Annotated in this window: 24 protein-coding genes; 1 reads left to right on the forward strand and 23 read right to left on the reverse strand. The window is 59.9% G+C overall.

The genetic code is table 11. The features are described 5' to 3' along the window. From C9422_RS10120 to C9422_RS10225, 23 genes are all read right to left on the reverse strand, one after another. The gene (locus C9422_RS10120) at window positions 1-2,778 is read right to left on the reverse strand and encodes a hypothetical protein (protein WP_116580553.1); all 2,778 of its coding nucleotides are present in this window, start codon (window positions 2,776-2,778) and stop codon (window positions 1-3) included. 68 nt (window positions 2,779-2,846) lie between these two features. After that, window positions 2,847-3,050: a hypothetical protein gene (locus tag C9422_RS10125; RefSeq protein ID WP_133249006.1), complete on the reverse strand. Its 204-nt coding sequence runs from the start codon at window positions 3,048-3,050 to the stop codon at window positions 2,847-2,849. Between the two features lie 65 nt (window positions 3,051-3,115). Next, on the reverse strand, window positions 3,116-3,463 hold the full coding sequence (locus C9422_RS10130; RefSeq protein ID WP_116580555.1) for a hypothetical protein: 348 nt from the start codon (window positions 3,461-3,463) through the stop codon (window positions 3,116-3,118). Then, window positions 3,460-4,215, reverse strand: a complete 756-nt coding sequence (locus C9422_RS10135) for a hypothetical protein (protein ID WP_116580556.1) — start codon at window positions 4,213-4,215, stop codon at window positions 3,460-3,462. Before C9422_RS10135 ends, C9422_RS10130 begins: the two co-directional genes overlap by 4 nt. A gap of 10 nt (window positions 4,216-4,225) precedes the next feature. Then, on the reverse strand, window positions 4,226-4,678 hold the full coding sequence (locus C9422_RS10140) for a hypothetical protein (protein WP_116580557.1): 453 nt from the start codon (window positions 4,676-4,678) through the stop codon (window positions 4,226-4,228). Between the two features lie 5 nt (window positions 4,679-4,683). Further along, on the reverse strand, window positions 4,684-4,971 hold the full coding sequence (locus tag C9422_RS10145) for a hypothetical protein (RefSeq protein ID WP_116580558.1): 288 nt from the start codon (window positions 4,969-4,971) through the stop codon (window positions 4,684-4,686). Beyond that, window positions 4,964-5,176 carry a hypothetical protein gene (locus C9422_RS10150; protein ID WP_116580559.1) on the reverse strand — a complete coding sequence of 71 codons (213 nt, stop codon included), beginning with the start codon at window positions 5,174-5,176 and terminating at the stop codon, window positions 4,964-4,966. Before C9422_RS10150 ends, C9422_RS10145 begins: the two co-directional genes overlap by 8 nt. Beyond that, window positions 5,166-5,414, reverse strand: a complete 249-nt coding sequence (locus tag C9422_RS10155) for a hypothetical protein (protein WP_116580560.1) — start codon at window positions 5,412-5,414, stop codon at window positions 5,166-5,168. Before C9422_RS10155 ends, C9422_RS10150 begins: the two co-directional genes overlap by 11 nt. Window positions 5,415-5,448: 34 nt before the next feature. Then, window positions 5,449-6,393 carry a Mu-like prophage major head subunit gpT family protein gene (locus tag C9422_RS10160; protein ID WP_116580561.1) on the reverse strand — a complete coding sequence of 315 codons (945 nt, stop codon included), beginning with the start codon at window positions 6,391-6,393 and terminating at the stop codon, window positions 5,449-5,451. 54 nt (window positions 6,394-6,447) lie between these two features. After that, complete coding sequence (locus C9422_RS10165; protein ID WP_116580562.1) at window positions 6,448-6,864, reverse strand: cytoplasmic protein; 417 nt, start codon at window positions 6,862-6,864, stop codon at window positions 6,448-6,450. Between the two features lie 41 nt (window positions 6,865-6,905). Continuing rightward, the gene (locus C9422_RS10170; protein WP_116580563.1) at window positions 6,906-8,255 is read right to left on the reverse strand and encodes a S49 family peptidase; all 1,350 of its coding nucleotides are present in this window, start codon (window positions 8,253-8,255) and stop codon (window positions 6,906-6,908) included. 2 nt (window positions 8,256-8,257) lie between these two features. Next, on the reverse strand, window positions 8,258-9,868 hold the full coding sequence (locus C9422_RS10175; protein ID WP_116580564.1) for a phage portal protein: 1,611 nt from the start codon (window positions 9,866-9,868) through the stop codon (window positions 8,258-8,260). Further along, window positions 9,865-10,086: a DUF6148 family protein gene (locus C9422_RS10180; protein WP_085715656.1), complete on the reverse strand. Its 222-nt coding sequence runs from the start codon at window positions 10,084-10,086 to the stop codon at window positions 9,865-9,867. Before C9422_RS10180 ends, C9422_RS10175 begins: the two co-directional genes overlap by 4 nt. A 3-nt stretch (window positions 10,087-10,089) precedes the next feature. After that, the gene (locus tag C9422_RS10185) at window positions 10,090-12,171 is read right to left on the reverse strand and encodes a phage terminase large subunit family protein (RefSeq protein ID WP_218279142.1); all 2,082 of its coding nucleotides are present in this window, start codon (window positions 12,169-12,171) and stop codon (window positions 10,090-10,092) included. Continuing rightward, the gene (locus tag C9422_RS10190; protein WP_133249007.1) at window positions 12,134-12,592 is read right to left on the reverse strand and encodes a hypothetical protein; all 459 of its coding nucleotides are present in this window, start codon (window positions 12,590-12,592) and stop codon (window positions 12,134-12,136) included. Before C9422_RS10190 ends, C9422_RS10185 begins: the two co-directional genes overlap by 38 nt. Window positions 12,593-12,807: 215 nt before the next feature. Beyond that, the gene (locus C9422_RS10195) at window positions 12,808-13,524 is read right to left on the reverse strand and encodes a hypothetical protein (protein WP_116580566.1); all 717 of its coding nucleotides are present in this window, start codon (window positions 13,522-13,524) and stop codon (window positions 12,808-12,810) included. Between the two features lie 11 nt (window positions 13,525-13,535). After that, window positions 13,536-13,883, reverse strand: a complete 348-nt coding sequence (locus C9422_RS10200) for a phage holin family protein (RefSeq protein ID WP_116580567.1) — start codon at window positions 13,881-13,883, stop codon at window positions 13,536-13,538. 260 nt (window positions 13,884-14,143) lie between these two features. Continuing rightward, on the reverse strand, window positions 14,144-14,632 hold the full coding sequence (locus tag C9422_RS10205; protein WP_116580568.1) for a hypothetical protein: 489 nt from the start codon (window positions 14,630-14,632) through the stop codon (window positions 14,144-14,146). Continuing rightward, window positions 14,629-14,964, reverse strand: coding sequence for a hypothetical protein (locus C9422_RS32015; protein ID WP_133249008.1), 336 nt, complete (start codon window positions 14,962-14,964; stop codon window positions 14,629-14,631). Before C9422_RS32015 ends, C9422_RS10205 begins: the two co-directional genes overlap by 4 nt. Further along, window positions 14,961-17,660, reverse strand: coding sequence for a DUF5906 domain-containing protein (locus C9422_RS10210; RefSeq protein WP_116580569.1), 2,700 nt, complete (start codon window positions 17,658-17,660; stop codon window positions 14,961-14,963). The genes C9422_RS32015 and C9422_RS10210 overlap by 4 nt, the downstream gene beginning before the upstream one ends. Beyond that, window positions 17,657-17,863 carry a TraR/DksA C4-type zinc finger protein gene (locus tag C9422_RS10215; protein WP_116580570.1) on the reverse strand — a complete coding sequence of 69 codons (207 nt, stop codon included), beginning with the start codon at window positions 17,861-17,863 and terminating at the stop codon, window positions 17,657-17,659. The genes C9422_RS10210 and C9422_RS10215 overlap by 4 nt, the downstream gene beginning before the upstream one ends. Next, a complete protein-coding gene (locus C9422_RS10220; protein WP_116580571.1) occupies window positions 17,856-18,344 on the reverse strand; it encodes a phage regulatory CII family protein in 489 nt (162 codons plus the stop codon). Before C9422_RS10220 ends, C9422_RS10215 begins: the two co-directional genes overlap by 8 nt. Window positions 18,345-18,674: 330 nt before the next feature. After that, a complete protein-coding gene (locus C9422_RS10225) occupies window positions 18,675-18,863 on the reverse strand; it encodes a hypothetical protein (RefSeq protein ID WP_116580572.1) in 189 nt (62 codons plus the stop codon). A 12-nt stretch (window positions 18,864-18,875) separates the two neighbouring features. Between C9422_RS10225 and C9422_RS10230 the strand changes: the two genes are divergently transcribed. Continuing rightward, on the forward strand, window positions 18,876-19,625 hold the full coding sequence (locus tag C9422_RS10230) for an XRE family transcriptional regulator (protein ID WP_116580573.1): 750 nt from the start codon (window positions 18,876-18,878) through the stop codon (window positions 19,623-19,625). Window positions 19,626-19,768: the final 143 nt, after the last annotated feature.

Consider the following 19,768-nt stretch of genomic DNA (forward strand, 5'->3'; position numbering starts at 1 on the left):
TTATGCCTTGATGGCACCGTTGCGCTTGAGCTTCTGCATTTCCTCGGCAAACACTCGAGCGTTACGACGAATGTCCGAGGGCGTCAGACGGCCGCTGTTGTCGTGGTAGTGATACCCGCCTCCACCGCCCCCCAGTTGGCCTTCACCATTCGCCGCCTGGCGGATAACGTTGGCGTACTGCTTGGGCAGAACCATTTCCTGTTCGTGGAGTTGGGTCATCGGGTTGGTACCTGCCGGGATGTCGTAGCCGCCCTCGGCAGACGCCACGTTCTTCACCATCCCGAACACAAACGCACCGGCCGCCACAGCCGCCGCCACCCCAAGGGCGGGACCGATGATGGGAATCGCCGACATCGCCGCGAAGGCGCCGGCCATGGCCTGCCAGGCACTGGCCATGATGTTCTTGATCGTTGCGGCGCCCCAGATCGCCACGGACATTGCAGCCCCGCCCGCCTCCGCCGCGGTGCGCATGCCAACGCCGGCCACCGTCACACCGGTTTTCGCCGTCTCACCGAAGATCCAGGCCATCAACGGCTTGGTCACCATGTTCTCGATGAACGCGCCACCGATGCTGCTGAACAACCCATTCAACAGTCCGCGGGTGTTCATGGTGCCGCTCAGGATTCCATTCATGGCGCCGGACCAGCTCCCGCGCAAACTATCGACCATGCCCGTCCAGTTGCTCCGGGACTCCATCGTCTGCTGACGGCCAATGACAGCCATGCTATTGCGGTGGGTCTGCTCCAAGGCTTGAATCTGCTGCTGGACCTGCTGCAGGGCGACCGGGTTGCGATCGGGGTCCTGCTCCAGCAACGCCTTGCGCTGGACCAGCGCCCGGGCCTCAATTGCATACCGCTGTTTTTCAAACTCCGCCTGGGCCTGCAGCAGTTGCCCTTGGGTGATCAGGTTGGCTTGCAGATCCAGCTGCGCCATCTGCTCTGCATGGGCAACGTCCGCCAACCGGGCCTGCTGGTCGGCGCCGAACTGTTGCTGTTTCATGTTGGTGATCTGTTGCTGTTTCTCCCGCTCGATCGCCACCACCTCAGAGGCCGCCCGCTGGTACTCCTGGGAGTCCTGGCCATAAAGCAGCCGGCTGCGATCCAGCGTCTGTTGAGCAATTTGCAGCCGAGCGTCCATATTGTTGCGGTACTGCTGGGCCTGGGCTTGCAGATCGGCAAACGCTTTGCCTTCGTCCTGACGCCGAAGCCCGTTCAAGGCACCCAGGTAGTTGCGCTGCACCGTGAGCCTTTCGGAGGCGCTGAGGTCAGTCCGTTTAAGGATGCCCTGCCAGTAGTCCATTTCCTGCTGTTGCGAGAACTTCAGAAAGGTCCCCTGCTCCGACTGCAACTGCGCGTGCGCGACCTTCTGCGCATCCAGCGCTTCAGACCACTGGCTGACCCGGGACTTTGCCGCCCCAGTCGGTGCGGTCGGAGCGTCCGTTTTCGCCGGCGGTGGTGTAGTGGTTTGAATCAGGCTTTTGCGATGCTCGACGGCAGCGGCGTAGGCCTGTTCAAGCTTGGTCAGGCGTGCGATCTCAATGCCATAGGCGGTGGGAGCGACGCGCCCTTGCTGGGGAGCCTTGGTCAGCGCGGTATCGCCGCTCGCCGCCATTTCCGCGACCTTGGCTCGCTGCGCCTCGATTCGTGCCATGCGCGAGCGCATGCCGGCGTCTACCTGATCGATCTTCGTAGAGGTGAGTTGCATACTCTCCAGCAACAGACGCTCTTCCTGCAGCGTGCCCTCGAGCTGGGCCCTGCCTCCTCCACCCCGCGACCCTTTGTTGTCAACGTTTGCCAGCATCGCTTCATAGCGAGCGACATTCGCCGACACTTCCTCGACGGTCAGCCCCACCCCCGTCATGCCTTTGAGAATGCCATTGAACCAACTGGCGGTTTCAGCCAGACGCTTGTTCAAGCTGATGAAAACGGGCTCGAGGACAGTGCCAATGGTGACTTTGAGTTCATTGCTCCTCGAGTCGAGCTCAGCCTGGCTCCCCGTCAGACCTTCGGCGGCCTTCTGCGCATTGCCGACCTGGGCCTCGGTCTCCTTCATGATCCCGTTGTATTCGGCCTGAATTTTCTGCGAATCGCTGAGCTTGTCGCGCGACGTGCCAATGCTCTTGGCGTACTCGTCCCACATTTTCGCGACGTTTTTCGTTACCCCGGCGTTGTCGACCAGCACCGAGTTTTCGTTCTTCAAGCCCTCGGTCGCGGTCACCACCGCTTCGGACATACTGAGGCTGGCTTGTCGGTTGAACGCCGCAGCGTCCTTCAAGCGGTTGATAACCGACACCGCCTGGTCAACGCTGTAGCCACGACTCAGCAAATTCTGCAAAGCCTTGGCTGCATCCCCGACGCTGACCAGGCCATCGGCGGCCAGCTTGTTGGCCTCATCCATGGCCCGGCCGATACCGACGCCCGCATGGTTGGCCACCGCCTCCAAGCCGCGATAAGCGGCCTGCTGCTCGATCGCCGCATCCTTGCTGTCACTGACCATCTGGCCCAGCTTGAAGGCACCGAGTCCAAACACGCCCAGAATGCCCGCGGCTACACCGCCAAGCCCAGAGCGCATAACAGTGGCGACGCCCGCAAAGGCATCATTCACCGCCGGACCAAACTTGCTGATCTGGGCCTGGCTACCGACCATGTCCGTGTTGATGGCCCGCAACTCTCGGCTGAGCGTGGTTCGAGCGTCACGCATGTTGCGCTCGATGCTTTCAACTGCGCGGTCAAACCCCTGAGTGCCGGCAGTGAACTGGTACGCGATATTTCTATCCATGCCGGACACTCACTGTGCAAGAAATGAAAAACTCCGCCGAGGCGGAGTTCCGTTGATGGTGTTCACGATCACTGAAGCGGCTCGGATGACACGACAAACGCATCCAGTGCGCCGCGCAAATGCGGCGGCAGCTCGTCGCGCATATCGGCTGCCAGTGCCGCCATGTTGGCCGCCAGATCAGGGGCCGGCCCCTCCGCCTGCGTTGGCTTGTATCCCAGGTACCCGGCAACCAGCACATGCACCGGTGGGTGGTGATGCCAGTAGTCGGTCATGTGCCCGACCATGACCATGTCCCAGTCACGCCGTAACGTGACCGGACTCTGGCCGGTACTGGCGATCAGGTGTGCGTAGAGCTGGCCCCAGTTGAAGGGGCCACTGCTTCCCCCGGCGTCGCATCCCGGACTTCCATGCCCGAGGCGTTCATCACCGCATTGAGGGCATCTCGCATGTTTCGCAGGTCCAACAGCGCGGCAACCTCGCTGCGCTCGATATCGGGATAGTTACGTCGCAATGCCGCGTGCGTCGCATCGATCACGGTCGCGACGCCGTCCTTGTCCATGTTGCCCGCCATCACCGAGTTGATGCGGTCCAGCAGTTGCTCCAGATCACCCAGAGCCAGCGGCGGAATCACCAATACCTTCCCGGGAAACGCGAAATCGACACCCGGTATATTCACGACCGTCATTCGCTGGCACTCCAGTACGCGACCTCGCCAAACTCATCGGCGTAGCCGGTGAATTCAAAGTCAGGGATGGTGTAGTCGTCCTGCTTGGTACCGAGGCTCAGCTTGTTGCTGACGAAGTTCGGCACCCGGACATAGATCGCTTTGCCCTTGTACTTCAGGTACAGCTCACCCTGGAACACCGGCATATCGCCCATGGGCAAGTTGCGAACCGACAGACTCTTGCCCGTGGAAACGGAGTAGCGATAGTCGATAAACACCGGTACATCGACATCAGCCGCCGCGAAGCTGTACTCGCCCGTCGAGGCGTTATAGGTGTACTGCCCGACTTCAGGAGCGCTCAGCACCCGCTCGAAAGGCAGCGCCCCGCCGCCACGTACTCCAAGATCACCTGCCAAAAGACCACCAGAGGGCGGCGTCACGATGATCTTGCCGCCGGCAGGTACAGGGGTCGGCGTGGTCGCGTGATGCACCAGCACCTGACCGGGCTGCAGGTTCTGGCCGAACACCAGCGCATTCCACTGCGAAAGGCTGATCTGCGCCGCTTTGGCCTTGCCGGACAGCTTGCCCTGACCGCGCGCGGCGTCGACCGCGAACTGCTCGCTACCGAACAATTCCTTAGAGTCGTAGGACAGATCTACCGAGGCTTCCTGCATGATGCCGAGCAGGATGGGGGTCGGTGAGGCCAGCGAGTTGCCATAGGCGTCCATCAGCGGGGTGGCATAAAACAACCCGCTGCCGAATGCAATTTGCATAATGTGTTCCTCAGTAAAAGGTAGGGCCGGACGTCAGGTCGCCGGTATTGCACAGGTAAGTGAAGCGGTAACGCACCATGCAGTTACCGGCTGTGTTGTCCCCGTCTTCCTCGATCCAATCGATGTAGAAGCGTTGAACCCGGTCCGCCTCAACAAACGCATCCTCGGCCAGCATGACGGCATGAACCGCGACCTTGACCAGATCGGCAACCTGGTCCCAGGCCTCACCGGTGGTGGTGTTCTCCCGTGCCAGAATTTCAACTGACAGTTCGAACTGGTTACGGTCCACCGAGTGGCTTTCGCGCTCGGTGGTTTCCAGGTCAGGCCGCAGCACGATGGCCGGGGTCATGCCCCGCGTCAGCGCTTCAGTACGGCTGCGAAACACACGATCTTCTGCCAACGTACCGGCAGCCAAAATCAGCGCCTTCGCCTTTTCGACGATGCGTTCTTGAATCGAGGGCATGGGATTTAAACCTTGGTGAGAGAGGCCAGACTGAAAGCGCCGTCATCGATCATGCGGCGATCGCGCACCCGGAAAGTGACGCCACCGACGCTGATCAACTTGGGGTTGTCGATGCCGAGGCGTTCAGCCTCGGCGGTGATAACCAGGATCTCGTACCCGGTGGACTGACTGTTCAACCCACCCATTCCAACAATCTCGTCGGGCATATCTCGGGCCGCCAGAAAGGGTTGTCCATCAATCACTCCCCCGACGTCGAAATCTTCCAGGAAGCCCGCGAGATCCTCGTTAAGCACTGCCACCTTCCTTGGCCTGGGTGCCTTTGCGAGGGACGCTGGCCTGGACTGGCTGGGCGACGGCGTCCGCCTTCACCTCAACCAGCTGATGGCGAAAACGTTCGGCAACGTCGGCGGGCAGTTCAATCTGGCCACCGAGTGCGGTGACCTTGTTGTCCGGTCCGCGAAAGGTCCCGGACACGACGGTGTAGGTCTTATTCCCCATCACTGCCCCCGGCTGCTTTCTCGACCTTACTCACGCGTTGCGCCAACGCCTTGTCCGGTTCGCCAGGGATAACGATCACCTCCCCCGCCTTGAACTGAACGGCATCCAGAATGACGTAGCGCCCCTTTTTGCCCTCGACTGGTTCCAGGCTGTGCGCACGTGCAGCAGCCTGGGCAGCGGTCAAGATCAACTCACCGCTATACAGCGTGATGGGCTGATCAACTTTGTACTTCGGCATATCGATGTCCTCGATAATGTGTAGGCCCGCGGGCTTACACCAGTTTGTTCAGGACGGCGTACTGCCAGCGCCCGAAGCCAACGTTGCGCCAGGTGTCGACACCGTACTGGTGGGCATCGTTGTCAAACTCGTATTCCGAGCCTTCAGCTTTGGCCTTCATCACCACGTCGGTTTCCTGCTGGCGAATGAACGCTTTCAGGCGACCGTCAGTACGCAGGGTGACGAACTGGTCCTGCCAGGCGTTGAGACGGACGTTGCCCACCACGCGTACCACGACGTTATCCGGCATGACGATTTCGCTGATGCTGGTACCGCGGGGAACGCTCAGCGCCGCTTGGGCAACACTCAGCAGGTTGAACGGCACCATCACCAGGAATTCGCGAGCCAGTTCGTTGATCGGTTCGCCCTGATCGTCTTTCAGGCTGGTCAACTGGGTGACCGACTTGGCTACTGCCTGCTGGAACTCTTCAACGCTCGGGGCCGTCGGGGTGCCGTGCACCTTGGCCGGAAGGTTGGCAATGGTTGTTGTGATCTTGTTGGACTGGACACCGCTCTGGCCTTCCTGGTGGTCGGTGTCGAAGTAGTACTGCCCGTCGTAGCAGACCTGGCTCTCGCCGTTGAGCAGCAACACCGACAGCAGGCGCGCCCAGTGCGCGTTGGTACGGTCAGCCAGCTCGCCCAGACGAATGCGCAGCTGACCGGTTTTGTCGCGGCGCAGCTCCTTGACCAGGACTTCGATGGTCGCTTCAAAGTGCAGGTTCTCGATTTCGAGTTCAGCACTGTTGAAGCCCTTGGCATGACGCCCGCCGATCCATTCGCGCAGGGTTGGCACCATGCCGATCCATGGATAGGTTTCTTTGGCCTGGTCGGAGTCGAACAGGTTGGACACCGCATCGATCCAGGTATTGCCGACATTTTGTTCGAGCAGCTCGTAAAACGTACCGATCACGGCACGACTGGACAGTACTTCAGCACCCATGGGTGATTCTCCCGAAGAAGGATGAATTTGAAAAAAATGGAGTTACGCGGGGTGTTACGGAGCGACCGGAATGGCCTGCGCAGCGAACTTGACGATGCCAACGCCGCCGCTAACGAAACGGTGCACATGGCCGACGCGGCTATTTCCAGCCGCGGTCAGCACGAAGGTGCCGCTGTCACTGGCATAGACAGCCTTGCCGATGTCCGTGATCGCCAGCGCAGCGACGGCCAGCTGAACCTTGCCGTGCTCACGCGTGCGAACGCGGATCGCGCCAGCGCCGCCGACGCGGTTGTCAGCACTGCGATCTGCAAAGCCGGCAAACAGATCACCTGCGGCGAGCGGTCGAGCCAGGCCGCTGGCGGCAACAATGCCGATCGCCGAGCCTTCGAAAATTTGAGCGCCGCCGGCGACGGGCAGATCATTGATGTCCCCCGTTTCGTATGCGCGTGGGGTGTCGAGGGTAAGTGGCATAGGATTCTCCAGGGCCAGGGGTTAGAGGATTTTCCAGGTACTTACTTTTTCAGGACCTTGATCAGGCCCCTTTCGGAAGCCCGGCGATAGCCGTGATAGGCCTCGAAGGTGCCGAACTCATTACGCAACTCCTTGTCGCTATCCCATGTTGCTTTGGCGCGCTCTTCCAGCGGCGCGTCCGGATCCTCAGTGGTTTTAGCCGCCGGTTCCGGGTCGGGTGCAGGGGCATTCGGGACGGGCTGCGGGGCATCGCTGCGGAGCGTTGCCAGGGCATTTGTGCGTTTGGCCCGTTCCGCTGCGATCACCTGGGCGGAAGCCTCAGGGCCACTGGTAACGCCGTCGAATTTGAGACTGGCGATCAGCTCTTCATGGCCAGGTAGCGCGGCGGCTTCGACGCCCTTGATGCGATCGCACTCGGCGCGTGCACCTGCGGCATGGGCGTCATGCTCCAGTGTGGCCAGCAGTTCGGCATGGTTCGCGGCCAGGTACTCACGGTTGATGACAGGTTTATCGCCAGGCTCGTTACTTGGCTTCGTTGCGGTGGTAGACATTGATCGATCTCCAGTTGAGGTGTTCAGTTCAGCGATTAAGTTTTCCAACGTGGACTCGCGGTCGGCCATGCCCAGCGCCACTGCGTCAGAGCCAATCCTCATGTCGCCTTGACCAAAATCGGCGAGTACGTCGTCGACGGTCACACCGCGATAATTCGCAACGTCTTCGATGAAGATGCCGGCCAAGCGATCGACATGGCTCTGTACGACGGCCCGACCCTGTTCGGTCGTAAAGTCCGGGCGTTTGTTCGGGCTCTGGCTGCTGACAATCTCCAGACTGCCGTCATCCTTGTTGGCCCGGATATTGAGCACGGCGCCAATAGAGCCAACACCACCGGTGCGACTCATCACGATCTCGTGCGCCGCGGAGGCCATCCAATAACCCGCACTGGCAGCATTGCCCGACACGTAAGCGACTACTCGTTTAGGGGAGGCGCGAATCATCTGCGCGAACTCGGCGATACCGCTGGCTTGCCCGCCCGGGGTATCCATCACCAGGATGATGCTTTCGGTACGTGGATCATCCACCGCCGTAGTGAAATCCTTCGCCAGTACGTCCAGCGAGGTCGCACCGGACAAGGCGGTGAACAGGTTCGCGTAGCGAAAGACCGGACCAGTGACCGGAACCAACGCCACACTGCCGCGCTGGGTGACCGTGCGGCTGTTCTGCAGGGGGCGGCCTTGGCGAGCCTCCACGGCTTCGGGGCCTTCATGTTCACGCCGGGCGATGGCGGCGATGGTGTTGAGCATGTCCGGGGTAATGGCCCAGGGTTCACGCGACACCAGGTCGAACGCCGTCACCCGGTGCACGGGTGGTGCGTCGGTTGGTTTATCGGTCATGGTCAGGTCCGTTCAGGTAAATCGGGGTTTTGCGGCAGTTGATCTTCAGGCTGTGAGGCCGGCGTTGCCGACAGGCCGTCCTCCATGCGGCGCCTCACTTCCAGTGCGCGCTGCTCGTGGTTTTCTTCCCAGTCGCTGCCGTCGTAGAGCATGGATTCCTTGGCCAGGGTGCTGACGCCGAGATCGACACGCCCCTTGGCCGCGTTGATGTCTTTGAGCGGGTCCACCGTCCCCGGGCCATCCCCCACCCACAGCGAGCCGCAGTAGGCATAGCGCAGTAGCGGGTGATCGAAAAAGCCGGGGGCATCGACATCACCCTGAGCGACGGCTTCCTCAAGCCAATGCTCGTACACCGGCTGACAGAAGCCGGTGCCAAGGAAGTCACGACAACCGCGGATGAACTGCCAGGCCTCCATCACCGCCGCACGGGCGGCGGTGTAACTGGCGGTAAAGTGCTTGATCAGCACCTCATATGGCAGCTCCAGCGCCATGCCGATTTGCCGCAGCATGGCCAACACGAACGGGTCGAAGGCCAGGTTCGGCCGTCCCGGTGCGGCGGTTTCGATCGAGGCGCCATCGTCCAACTCGGCCACGATGCCGCCGCTGAGCGAGCCGTCCCAACCACCCGACTCGCGCCCGGCTGGACTATCACCGCCCACCGGGGTGTTGCCGGTCGCCGCCGAGGCCAGCGGGCTGAGCTGGCCGCCGTTACCGGGTTTGATAAACACTGCGAAGAACGCAGACACCACGGCGGCTTCCAGCTCCGCGTCGGTGTAGCGATCGAGTTGCTTGAGTTTTTCGATCACCGGAGTGAGGTACGGCACACCGCGAGGTTGCCCCACACGTCGGCGCCGATACAGATGCAGCAGCGCCCGGCCACCCCGTTCATTGAAGAACGGGCGCTCATCCCAGACCCGCTCTTTAACGCCCAGGGCACCGGGATGGCTGCGCAGGATGTGCGCCTTGACGGGCTCCCCGTCCGCATCTCGTTCGATGCCGGCGGTGAGCGTTTCCGTGTCCGCCTTTCCCGAGGGATTGCAGATCCGATCGGCCTCAATCAACTGGATGCAGGCTGAATAGTGCTGACCCGGACGTTCCTTGTGCGTCAGCAGCGGAAACACGTCACCGCTGCTCAAGACGGAACGCCACGCCAGATCTTGCAGCCCATAAAAGTTTTGTTCGCGGGTGATGTCGCACGCCGTGGTTTCAGCCCAGGACTTGAACAGCGACTCGGTGTTGCGTTGCCATTCCCGAGCGGTGTCCTCATCCCAACCGAGGATCTGCCGATTGACCACCGACTTGAGGGCCAGGCCGGTGCCCACCGTCTTTGTGGTGACCGTATTGATCGCCCCGCCACCGATCGGGTTGTTACGCTCCAGGTCGCGGCAACGTTCCCGCAGTGTCGGCAGATCCGGAAGCAGATCTGCCGCTGCACTACCCGCCGACGTATTCCAGGCACTGAGCGAGCGCTTGCGTTTGGATGCGCCGCTGTAACCACCCAGCGCCGACAAGGTCATACGCGCCTGCATACGTTTGGCGCCGCTTTCGGGGCTGAGCCAATTGATCGCCCGATCCAACAAGGTGGGCTCAGGAACCTTCGGTGCGCGACTCATAACGGCGTGATCCCACGCAGCGTTATACCCCGAGGTCGTCCGCTGGCCAGCCGATCAACCTGGCCTTGCCAGTAGTCGATCATCCGCGTGATTTCAGCGGCATCGGCGTACTCAAGTTGCCGGGTGCCGATGCGATAGCTCTGTTTCTGACTGACCTTGATGCTTGCGTCGAGCCACGCTTGAAGCTGGCTCTGCGCCTGTTCCAGTGTGATGGCCATGGGTTAGTTCCTGCGTTGGGAGAGCACACGCATGGCACTGCGGCGCCCAGAAATAACTCTCCCGCCAGTTGGCGGGAGCTCAGGTGGTTCAACAGGTGCGGCCGGCGCCGGTGGCTCAGCAGCTGCAGCAGGCTCAGGATCTGGATCGTGAGCCGGCTCAATCGCCGGGGGGGCATCGAAGAAAAGCGCCCCCTGCCGAATCTGGGCATCAAGCGCCGCCCAGTCGTGCTCTTGCAGCAGGTGAGTTTTCAGCGAGCGGGCCGCGTGGAGGGCGTAGGTTTCACAGTCGGTGGCTTCGTTCGGCTCACCGGCCTTTTTCTGCCACACCTTGCGGTAATGATGCCGGCGGCTGGGGGCTTTCACTTCCGCCGTGATCTGCCGCCAGTAATCCGGCCGCACTGTCTTGTAGAAGTGCATCCGGCCCGGTCCGTCTCCGGCCAGCGGCAATCGACCCTCAATCCAGAGATCCTTGGCTCGCGAGGTGCCGACGATGTATGGGCGCAGGCCGTACTTCGACGCCTTCTGCTCTTTGTCGGTGTCCACCCCCTGCCGCGGTGCGCTGAAGATTTCTTTTCGTTCATCATCCCGGCTGTTGCCTCGCTCGCTGGCGCCCTTGATCGCCATAACGCCGCGTTGTTGATGCTTACGGCAAAACGCATAGGCCGCGTCCTGGGTGACGGTACCGTCCGAGGTGTCGAGTGACACCGCGAGCACCTTCAACTTGGCACCGCAGGCGTGGGTGATGGGAGCAAACAGCAGTTTCTCCAGGTCCAGCCACACGCCCTGATCGGGCAACACCACCTCGCCGTAGATCTCGCCCCAGTAGAGCAGCCAGGATTCCTCACCCCGGCCCCAAGCCCGCATGACTACCGCGAGGCGGTCATGCTGGACGTCCACGCCGGCAGTGACCACCAGGCCCCCCATGGGCACGAACAGTTCGGGGTAGTCTTCCGCCCGCTCTGCCAGCTTGTCCGCCTCGGGCAGGTCGGATTTGTACTCGTAGGCCCGGCCCTGCTTCTGATTGACGAACTTGATCAGCAGCGACAGGTCGCCCATCGACGCTCGGTGCTCTGCGTTGAGTTTCTCGCGCACGATATCGGCCAGACTGGTGCCCGGCAGGCAGGCATAGAGTTCGTTCAGCTCAATGAAGCCGGCACGCCCGGCAAAGGGTTTTGTCGGTACCCAGCCACAGTTCGGGTCACCGGCATCAATGGCGTTGAACACCGTGTTGCGGATGTTCTCCTTGCGCTGGTAGTCGTCCCAGATTTCCCCGCAGTGCGGGCAGGCATAGCCCGCTGTTGCCGGATCCGCACGCCCGTAGATTTCATGGGGCTGGGCTTCTTCTTCGATGTCCAGCCACTTGATGTGCGCGAAGTCCAGCACATGAGCCTGGTCGCAGGTGTGGCAGATGATCGGCAACACCCGGCAATCGGTCTGGGCCAAGCGCGCCTCGGTCTTGCTCGCGCCCTTGATCGCCGGCGTACCACCCACCAACATTTTCGAACCGGGATAACGCTTGCCACGCTCTTCGAGCAGGGCGATCGCATCCCCCTGCCCCTTCACGTCGTCGCTGGTGTCGTCTGGTTCCTCGACCACCGACAGGCCGACAGACGAAGTGGATTTGACGTTGCCGGGAGAGTTGGATGCCACCAGCTTGAGGAACCCGCCCGGAAAGGTCTTATGGTCCCAGCGGTTGCCGGAGGTGCGACTGACGTCGACCGGCATCAGCTTCGCCACTTCCGTGTTCGCCGTGACACCGAACTTAAGCTTTTCGTCGTGGAAGTTCTTGCCGTCCTTTTCCTTGGCAAACAGAATCATGATCGGCCGCGGCAGGTTGTGAATGAACTTGAACAGGTAGCCGATCAGGAACCACGTCCAGCCGATCTGCGCCGCCTTCATCAGGTCCACTTCGCTGACCCGCGGATCATCCAGGGCAGCGGCAACGCCGAGAAAGTAAGGTGTGTACTGGAAGTCGTAGAGCCCGTGCAACACGCCGCTCTCTGAGGGCAGGTAAAACTCGGTGCTCAGGTAATGCGCGGTCGGAATGTCACGCGGCGGGTTGAATTTCCCCGCTGCTGCCAACAAGCTCCGCGCCAAGTTTTCGCGCGTAGCCTGCAATTCGCTCGGTTGTAGGTCCAGCAACTTTGGCCACCACTGTTCGATCAATCGTGAGTTTCTGCACGTTTTCGATTTCCTGAAGGATTCGCTCAAGGCCGCCCAGGTATTCCCGGTTTGCGAAGCTGGCCCAGTCGGACAGCACCCGCTCAGCCTCGCCGGCGGAGATCAATGAGCGCAGCTTTTCGTGATACGCCAGCCGGCCGTTTGCCGCCTTCTGCTGCAAGTCATCGATCCGCGCTCTGTTGAGTTGTTCGAGCTGGCTACCCCCGCGCCCCGCCGCTTTTCCCCGCAGGTCGCGGATGTAAGCCGTGCGGATCTCGTCGAGGGGCGCCGTCTGCCCGTCCAGGCTCAACCCCTTGAGCACGTCGCGGGCATTGCGCTCACTCATGTCCAGGTGTTCGGCGATTTCACGTTGGGTTGGCATGGTCTGGTCCTGTTGCTGACAGGGAAGCGGAACCCCCTATGTCAGGTTGAATCTGCAAAAAAGTCGGGGTTCGAATTACCCCATTCTCAATATCGTCCGGAAGGACCCATTGATCATGGCAACATGGCCCTGCCCCATGCCCAAGCCACCCCAGCACCGGGCGAAATCGAGGCCCGGCGTCACCCCCGGCCCATCTCGCGGGCCAATGCCCGTCGAAACAGCGGTTCGAACTCGGCAGCCGCCACACGATTGGCGACACCGTAGAAATCGAAGCGACGCCGGTAGGTCGGACGCTTGACGAAGATCAGGATGGGACGCGCCCCGCTCCCGACACGCTGCCAAATGCCCAACGGCGCAGTGCCGTTGCCTGGGCGTCCAACGAAGTAGTCAGGGGCATTGCGATTGCGCCGTTTACTGCGCACCGTGCGGTTGGCCATGAAGCCCGATACCCGCTCGGCGGCGCCAAGCGCTGACAGTATCTGTACGATCTGGCCCCGGCTGATGTTGCCGTTGCCATCCATTCGAGCCCGTCGACCTGGTACCGCATACATGTCGGCAGGCATCAGGCCATAGTGGATCAGTGCCTTTTCGAAGCGCTTGTGCGGTCGATTGCCGCCGTCCATATGCACCGGCAAGTACTTCGAGGCGGCAACACCCGAACTGGCTTCATCCTTGACCCACACGCGAGCGAACAACCGGGTGGCTGTGGCACTGCGTTTATAGATCGAGTTCAACGTCCAGCGGGTGGGACGATCAAACACACGGGCGAGCTCGGTTTTCTCGGCGAGCTGTACCCGCTCGGCGGTGAACGTCAGTGCCTTGGCCGCTGCCGTTGGCACCTTGTTGCGGGCCAGTCCGCGCATCTCACGCACGATCTTGTCGATGTTGTCACGCATCTCAAGCCGCATCATTGCCCTGGTTCACCACCAGTGGCGGACGACTCACTGACGCCGAGACGCTTGGCGGCCCACCGTTCATACAAGCCAATGGCGACATCCGCGCCGGCCATCGCAGTCAAGCAACCCAAGGCGCCTGCCGTCCAAATCGACATGCCGGCGGCAATCATCAGCATCATTGCCGACACGCCGCAAACAATGCAGGCACCAGACCGCAGCGCCAATCGACGCAACAACACCCAACCGCGCGCGCCGTCTTTGTCAGCTCGCCACATCTCACCCGAAACGCCACCGACCAAGGCCAGGACGATCACTAACCAGATCGGCATCTCTGCCAGCGCTTGCTGCTCATTTGTCATGTTGTGCCTCAAGTGAAGGAGTGTGCCGGACGGAAAAAAGAAAACCCCGCCGGGGGGCAGGGTTTCAGTGTCATGACGTGAGCCAAGACGGAGTGCACAGCACGTGCTCGGGGAGCGCCAAGGCGCAAATTTCATATCGTGGACACTTTTTACCCCCCTCCGGAAAAACCGAAAAGGGGTCATTTTCGGTAGGTCAACAAACGACTTGAATACGACCACAATACGACCACAACACGACAAAGCACCCCGACGAACGGTAGTTAACAGCACCGGACGCGCTTGCTCGTTGATGCTCGAGTCAGGTTGGTTTCCTGTGTACCACTGCGGCGATCGCGCCCACGCGTTGTCGCGCTGCGTACAGTCAGTATCAACAGCACCTGTTGGTGCAGCCGATGAACCCAGTTCCGGTAAGTCCGGTCGGCATCCTCAGCAAGCTGCAACAACCGCAGTTGCTCGCGCACGGTCATGGGAGGCTGGGCCAAGTAGCGATTACGGGCCAACAGGGCCAGTTGGGCGCCCTTCTTCGATTGCCGTTCGAGCTGGGCAACAGCGGCTGCCACCTCGGCACTGGCGTGGTCCAGACCACCACCTGCCGACATCATTAGATCTCGTGAACCTGGAGTGCCTCGTGGAGCACAGCCGCCATACTGCATGATCGTCGCCATCGGACTACCCAAGCCCCCACCGTCGCCTACCTGGCCGTGCTGAGCGCCCCAATGCTGCATCAACGCTTCAATTTCCTCGATCATTGTCCCTTCCCCCGAAAAACCGAACCCAACACAGAAAACACACAACCCAACACAAACCCAACACAAATAAATCCCTTTAAAATCAATGCTTTTATTAACTTTGAGTTGAGTGTGTTGGGTTTGTAGGGTTTTTCAGTCCTCGCATAAGGAAATTTATTGATCATTGCTTCCGGTGAAAATAACGTCACGCATGCGCGCACGCGACACCAAACCCAACACACCCAACACAGCAGCCGCGAACCCGCGAAAACAAAGGCCTGAAATTGTGCTGGGTAGCCAAAACCAACCCGACACACACCTGACACACCCAACACACTTTTAGACGTACTCATGCGGCAGCCGCCTTGATGTGGTCCCAACTGTCCACATGCCAGCCCGCAAGCTTCGCCTTGGCCCGCCAGTTTTCGACCTGCTTGCCCAGCTCAGCTGCCTTCAGTGATGGGGGCGGGGAAGCGTCCGGATCGACGGGAAAGAAGAACGCACCAAAGCGCCTGTTGTTGCCATCGGTCCAGGGAATGGCGCGGGTTTTATCGACCTCAGAACTGATGAACAGCGAGAACTTCGTCTGACTCATCACATGCTCTTTGTTGCGCTGACACCATTCGAGGAACAGCGAATAGAGGTCGGTTGACAGACACGGCCCCCAAAGCCCCTGGCCCAACTCGCTGTACTTCCACAGATGCAAGAACGTCTGCCACCCGGCGCGACTCAAGGCCACCAGACGCTCACGGGCATCAGTCGAAGGTGGTCGCGTCCGCTGGTTGAAGTCACCCAGATCGACGGACAACAACCAACCGTACAGCGCCGCAACGCCACCCTGTTCCAGCTCCCGCCCGATCGCCTTTTGCCGCTCGACCGGCAAGGTTTCCATAGGCCACATCACCAGCATCCGCCGGTCGCTGTCACTTATCGGCCACGGCAAAATTTCATTGCTTAGGAACACCGCGTTCATATGGTTGGCTTCCTCCCAACCGTTGATGAACTTCGATTCCATCCGCACCGTCTTGCCGGTGATCAGATGTTTGATCTTGCCCACCTGGTTGTATCGCTGATCGCGACTCACTACCTCTTCAAATACCGACCACAACTTGCGGCTTTGCCAGGCGTTGAAATTGCTCTCCAGCTGCGTCTGACCGACTGTGGCCGCGTACTGGCCGTACAGCATGCCCAGTGCATCCGCGAACAGCAGGCTTTTACCTGAGCCTTCCATGATCGAGTGCATCAGCACCGCGGTGTCCATCTTGGCGCCCAGGTGCTGCAACGGATACGCCAGCCAGCGGGTCAGCCATTGGGCCGCTGCTTCATCGTGGTTGCAAAGAAACGAAATGAGCCAACGCAGGTTGGCGCAGGCGTCGTCATCCCTGACCGGCTCGAGCGGCAGACCATCAAAAGTGTTGATGTACACCGCAGGATCCTTGCTCATGGTCGGATCAAACACGATATGTTCGACATCCACAGTGCGCCGCTCGCTACTGTTCAACCACAGCGGATACGTGTCACCCAGTGCCATCTTCACCGCGCCCTCGGCGATACGCCGCTTCTTTTCCCGGTCCCAGACATCCTTGGTGCCATCGATGTACACGTATCGGTCAGTCGGTGGCATGCCCAGCGCACCGCCCTTCTTGCCCGCCATGCGTCGTGCCTGTTCGATGTCGCGGACATGATCATCTGCAATCAACCGTTTGCCCGTGTCATCCAGCCACGCCTTCGCGAGCGGCTTGCCAACCCGAGCTTCGAACGCTGACTTTTTCATCACCCGCGACTGATCGCAGTCCCACACATGCGTGGTCCCCTCGACCAATGCGAAACGCCGAAGCAAGTGATCAAGCGTCATCACCTCCCCCGCCCCCCCGTTAGCCGCAGGAGCGGCCTCGCTGGCGTCATCGTTCGCGCAGTTCGGCTCGCTCATCTCACCGGATGGGGTCGGGGGAAGGTCATGCGGATCAGGGCGTGATGAATGCTGCATACCCAGCATGCGGGCAGCGTCTTTCACTGCCTTTGACTGGTCGCCGCCGTGCTCGAGTAAACAGAACACCTCGAAAGCATCATTCTGATGCCCGTTTGCGAGGGGGTCGGCACCGTGGTGCGAATAGACCTTGCCCTCCTCACTGATCGTCACGCCGGGCAGCCCTGTGCTGCTCTGTGGGTAAAGCCACTTACTGCCTCGTTTGATGTAACTGTGCGCGCGCAAAAGCTCTTCAACATCATGACAGCGGTTGAACTCATCAATCACCGACGGCCGCTGACCCACCGACGCAGCTGAACGTTTGGAAACTTTCGCCGGCACCGCTGTAGGCTTGATCGCCCAGGGGCACGCCGCCTCGGCATCGCGCTTAAAGAAGTCCCAGTTTTTCCAGACAGAAAGCAACTCATCGGTCAGCGTTGGCAAACCGTCCGCGGCATTCGGTGGGGTTCTCCAGGTGTAAGGCTTACCGGTACCTGGATGAATCGACGGTGGAAAAACGTCCTGCACCAAACCAGCACGCAGTTCGAATACCGTGAAGCGCTTGTATTCTTCAGCCTCAGCGCGGGCCAAGGCTTCCCCATCGGCATCACCCTGCTCTTTCGCCGCCTTGGCCTTATCCATCAGGCGTTTGTGAATCGAACCGTCAGGGTCTTTTTCATTCGGCCATGAAAGAGAATGCCGGCTCAGCTCAACGCCGTCCGGCACCTTGAACACCACCCGAAAGCGCGCTGGGTTACCAACTATGGTCGGATACACCAGCGCCATGGCATCCAGATCGATACCCAGCAGCTCATACAACACATGCCGGGTCCACTGAACATCATCGACGTCCAGCGAACAGACACGACTCGGCCCGAGCACGACGCCGAGGTTGTGGTTGGGGTTTCGTTGCCAGAACACTTCAGCCGTGGCGGCGTCAGTGATGTAACCGCCCGGCTTGTTCCACCCCTTGCCCTTGGGGCCTTTCTCACCGGGTTCAATAGAGACCAGGGCCAGGTCAAAGGTATTGATGTAACGTTTTGCCCAACTGGCGATGGCTATTCCTTTGGCCGGTTCACTCATCGCCGAGCCTCCCGCAACCCCTGGCAGTCAACACAGGTTTCACAACCCTCAATCGACTGTTGTCGGCGTAACGGAATAGATTCGTCGCAATCCACGCAGAACTGTGCGCTGACGCGATTCGTAGGCACACGCCGACTGCGCTGAAGGGCAACGTCGAGCAGGTATTGCGCCTGGTCGTTGGCACGATCGATTTCATCAGCCATGGTTGCGATCCTCCATCGCCTGACGAGCACCCGCCATGATGCCGAGAACTTCGCGGATCACGTCCATACCGTGCTTTTCGAGTTCCATGACCTCATGAAGCTCCCAAACATTGTCGGCCGCACCATCGTGCATCTTGGCTACAAACTCACCCGTCTCGCCGAGCAATTTGCCCACGGCCTTCAGAGCATCGCGTGTCGCCGGGACCGGCACCGGGCGATACCAAACGGCACCCGCTGCACGCATCAATGCATCAAGCAAACGCGAGTCGCCAGTCAGCCTGATTAGCTCTTCAAGCTCATCAGGGTTCAGCCAGCGGCGATCGTCGTCGAGCTTGAGTTTCTTCTGGAGAGTGTCGTTGTCCAACACCATGTCAAAGGCAAGAGCGGTAATTCCACCCTTGTAGTCACGACCAGCGCGATAGATCGCCTGGCGTAGAGAAAGGACCGGACCAGCGTCCGGCAAAAGATCAGTGCGACTCATAACCGTAAATCCCCTGTTTACGGTGTGGCCGCAGAGTCAAACACGCTCTATCCTACGACCACGACCGATGTGCTGTGCGAATCGTGCTGTGCAGCACGGTTCATCGTTCCAGTCGGCCCAGGGGATTCTTATGGTGAGAGGTCCTGGGCCGACGCGCTATGTAGCGACTTGCATGTACGTGTAGCTCGTTACTTCCGGCCTGTAGTTTCTTTGGTGAGAGGTTTTAGGCCGGTGTTTCATGTGGCGTTATGGTGTGTGCTGCGTATCGCCACCGCTGGGCTGGGGGATTCTTATGGTGAGAGGCCCCAGCCCGGCACCCTTCTAAGCTGCCTAGTTCAGGTCAGCCGCTTCTTTTTCTCGAAGGTAAATTCGCTCAATTGCCTTTCCCGTTTCGTAAGAAATCCCCGCGCCCTTACTGGCGCGATGAATGGTCGGCTGCGTTGACCCGACCTCATCAGCTATCGCTTTCTGAGAAAACCCACGCCCCGCTAGATAGGCAAGCATCTCCTGAATTGTCATGACTCTGTCTCAATGAACTTCCTCATAACAAATCATACAAAAACGTATAACTGCACGCAATACAATTCGCATAATTCGAAAACGTATGGTGTGCCGGTGAATATTGCAGAGCGTCTTCGCAACAAGATGCGCGAGCTTGGATTGAATGAGAGCCAGCTAAGCCGCAGGTCGTCGGTCCCACAACCCACGATCAACAGAATTTTATCTGGCGAAAGCTCAAGTCCTAGAAAGCCAACTGTGGAATCGCTAGCCCGACCTTTGGGTGTATCTCCCGATTGGCTTCTTTTCGGCTCCGGATCCGAGGCGCCTACCGGCTCTCCAAGCGCAAAGGACTACGCGTTGATTCCACAATTTAAGGCCAAGGGTTCTTGTGGGCACGGCTACCTTAATGAGCATGTAGAAACCACCGAGGGGCTTGCATTTAAGCGTGACTGGCTGCATCGAATGAAAGCAAAACCCGAAAACTTGTACGTTATCTATGCCGATGGCGATAGCATGGAGCCGTATATTTTCGAGGGCGACGTTGTGCTTTTCGACACATCGTCGACAGAGCCGAGAGACAAGCAAGTCTATGTAATCCGCCGACCAGACGGTGGCAATAGCATAAAAAGACTGACTCAACAGCTCTCAGGTACCTGGGTAATAAGAAGCGACAACCCTGACAAAGTAGCGAATCCAGATGAGCCCGTTTCCGAGGAAGCGATTCATGAAATGCCAATTTTAGGCCGTGTCATCTGGAGAGGCGGCGGAGTCGGCGGCTAAACCATCACAGCTGCCCCTCTTCTGAATTAACCCGCCAGTGAGCGGGTTTTTTACGCCCACGAAACAAATTATGCGAATTCGCATTGACTGAAATTATGAGCATTCGTATAGTCCGCCTCGTACACCTCTCACCAAAGAGTACG

Origin of the sequence: Pseudomonas sp. B1(2018), from assembly GCF_003097365.1 — a bacterium.
Taxonomy (GTDB): Bacteria; Pseudomonadota; Gammaproteobacteria; order Pseudomonadales; family Pseudomonadaceae; genus Aquipseudomonas; species Aquipseudomonas laurylsulfatiphila.

What these genes read in the sequence shown, in the direction of transcription:
- C9422_RS10200 (WP_116580567.1), bottom strand. Translation starts at nt 13,883, where the DNA reads ATGACAAATGAGCAGCAAGCGCTGGCAGAGATGCCGATCTGGTTAGTG.
- C9422_RS10215 (WP_116580570.1), bottom strand. Translation starts at nt 17,863, where the DNA reads ATGGCTGATGAAATCGATCGTGCCAACGACCAGGCGCAATACCTGCTC.
- C9422_RS10175 (WP_116580564.1), bottom strand. Translation starts at nt 9,868, where the DNA reads ATGAGTCGCGCACCGAAGGTTCCTGAGCCCACCTTGTTGGATCGGGCG.
- C9422_RS10140 (WP_116580557.1), bottom strand. Translation starts at nt 4,678, where the DNA reads ATGCCCTCGATTCAAGAACGCATCGTCGAAAAGGCGAAGGCGCTGATT.
- C9422_RS10150 (WP_116580559.1), bottom strand. Translation starts at nt 5,176, where the DNA reads ATGGGGAATAAGACCTACACCGTCGTGTCCGGGACCTTTCGCGGACCG.
- C9422_RS10135 (WP_116580556.1), bottom strand. Translation starts at nt 4,215, where the DNA reads ATGCAAATTGCATTCGGCAGCGGGTTGTTTTATGCCACCCCGCTGATG.
- C9422_RS10170 (WP_116580563.1), bottom strand. Translation starts at nt 8,255, where the DNA reads ATGACCGATAAACCAACCGACGCACCACCCGTGCACCGGGTGACGGCG.
- C9422_RS10180 (WP_085715656.1), bottom strand. Translation starts at nt 10,086, where the DNA reads ATGGCCATCACACTGGAACAGGCGCAGAGCCAGCTTCAAGCGTGGCTC.
- C9422_RS10160 (WP_116580561.1), bottom strand. Translation starts at nt 6,393, where the DNA reads ATGGGTGCTGAAGTACTGTCCAGTCGTGCCGTGATCGGTACGTTTTAC.
- C9422_RS10120 (WP_116580553.1), bottom strand. Translation starts at nt 2,778, where the DNA reads ATGGATAGAAATATCGCGTACCAGTTCACTGCCGGCACTCAGGGGTTT.
- C9422_RS10125 (WP_133249006.1), bottom strand. Translation starts at nt 3,050, where the DNA reads ATGACCGACTACTGGCATCACCACCCACCGGTGCATGTGCTGGTTGCC.
- C9422_RS10225 (WP_116580572.1), bottom strand. Translation starts at nt 18,863, where the DNA reads ATGACAATTCAGGAGATGCTTGCCTATCTAGCGGGGCGTGGGTTTTCT.
- C9422_RS10165 (WP_116580562.1), bottom strand. Translation starts at nt 6,864, where the DNA reads ATGCCACTTACCCTCGACACCCCACGCGCATACGAAACGGGGGACATC.
- C9422_RS10230 (WP_116580573.1), top strand. Translation starts at nt 18,876, where the DNA reads ATGAACTTCCTCATAACAAATCATACAAAAACGTATAACTGCACGCAA.
- C9422_RS10190 (WP_133249007.1), bottom strand. Translation starts at nt 12,592, where the DNA reads ATGAGTGAGCGCAATGCCCGCGACGTGCTCAAGGGGTTGAGCCTGGAC.
- C9422_RS32015 (WP_133249008.1), bottom strand. Translation starts at nt 14,964, where the DNA reads ATGAGTACGTCTAAAAGTGTGTTGGGTGTGTCAGGTGTGTGTCGGGTT.
- C9422_RS10210 (WP_116580569.1), bottom strand. Translation starts at nt 17,660, where the DNA reads ATGAGTGAACCGGCCAAAGGAATAGCCATCGCCAGTTGGGCAAAACGT.
- C9422_RS10220 (WP_116580571.1), bottom strand. Translation starts at nt 18,344, where the DNA reads ATGAGTCGCACTGATCTTTTGCCGGACGCTGGTCCGGTCCTTTCTCTA.
- C9422_RS10205 (WP_116580568.1), bottom strand. Translation starts at nt 14,632, where the DNA reads ATGATCGAGGAAATTGAAGCGTTGATGCAGCATTGGGGCGCTCAGCAC.
- C9422_RS10195 (WP_116580566.1), bottom strand. Translation starts at nt 13,524, where the DNA reads ATGCGTGACAACATCGACAAGATCGTGCGTGAGATGCGCGGACTGGCC.
- C9422_RS10155 (WP_116580560.1), bottom strand. Translation starts at nt 5,414, where the DNA reads ATGCCGAAGTACAAAGTTGATCAGCCCATCACGCTGTATAGCGGTGAG.
- C9422_RS10130 (WP_116580555.1), bottom strand. Translation starts at nt 3,463, where the DNA reads ATGACGGTCGTGAATATACCGGGTGTCGATTTCGCGTTTCCCGGGAAG.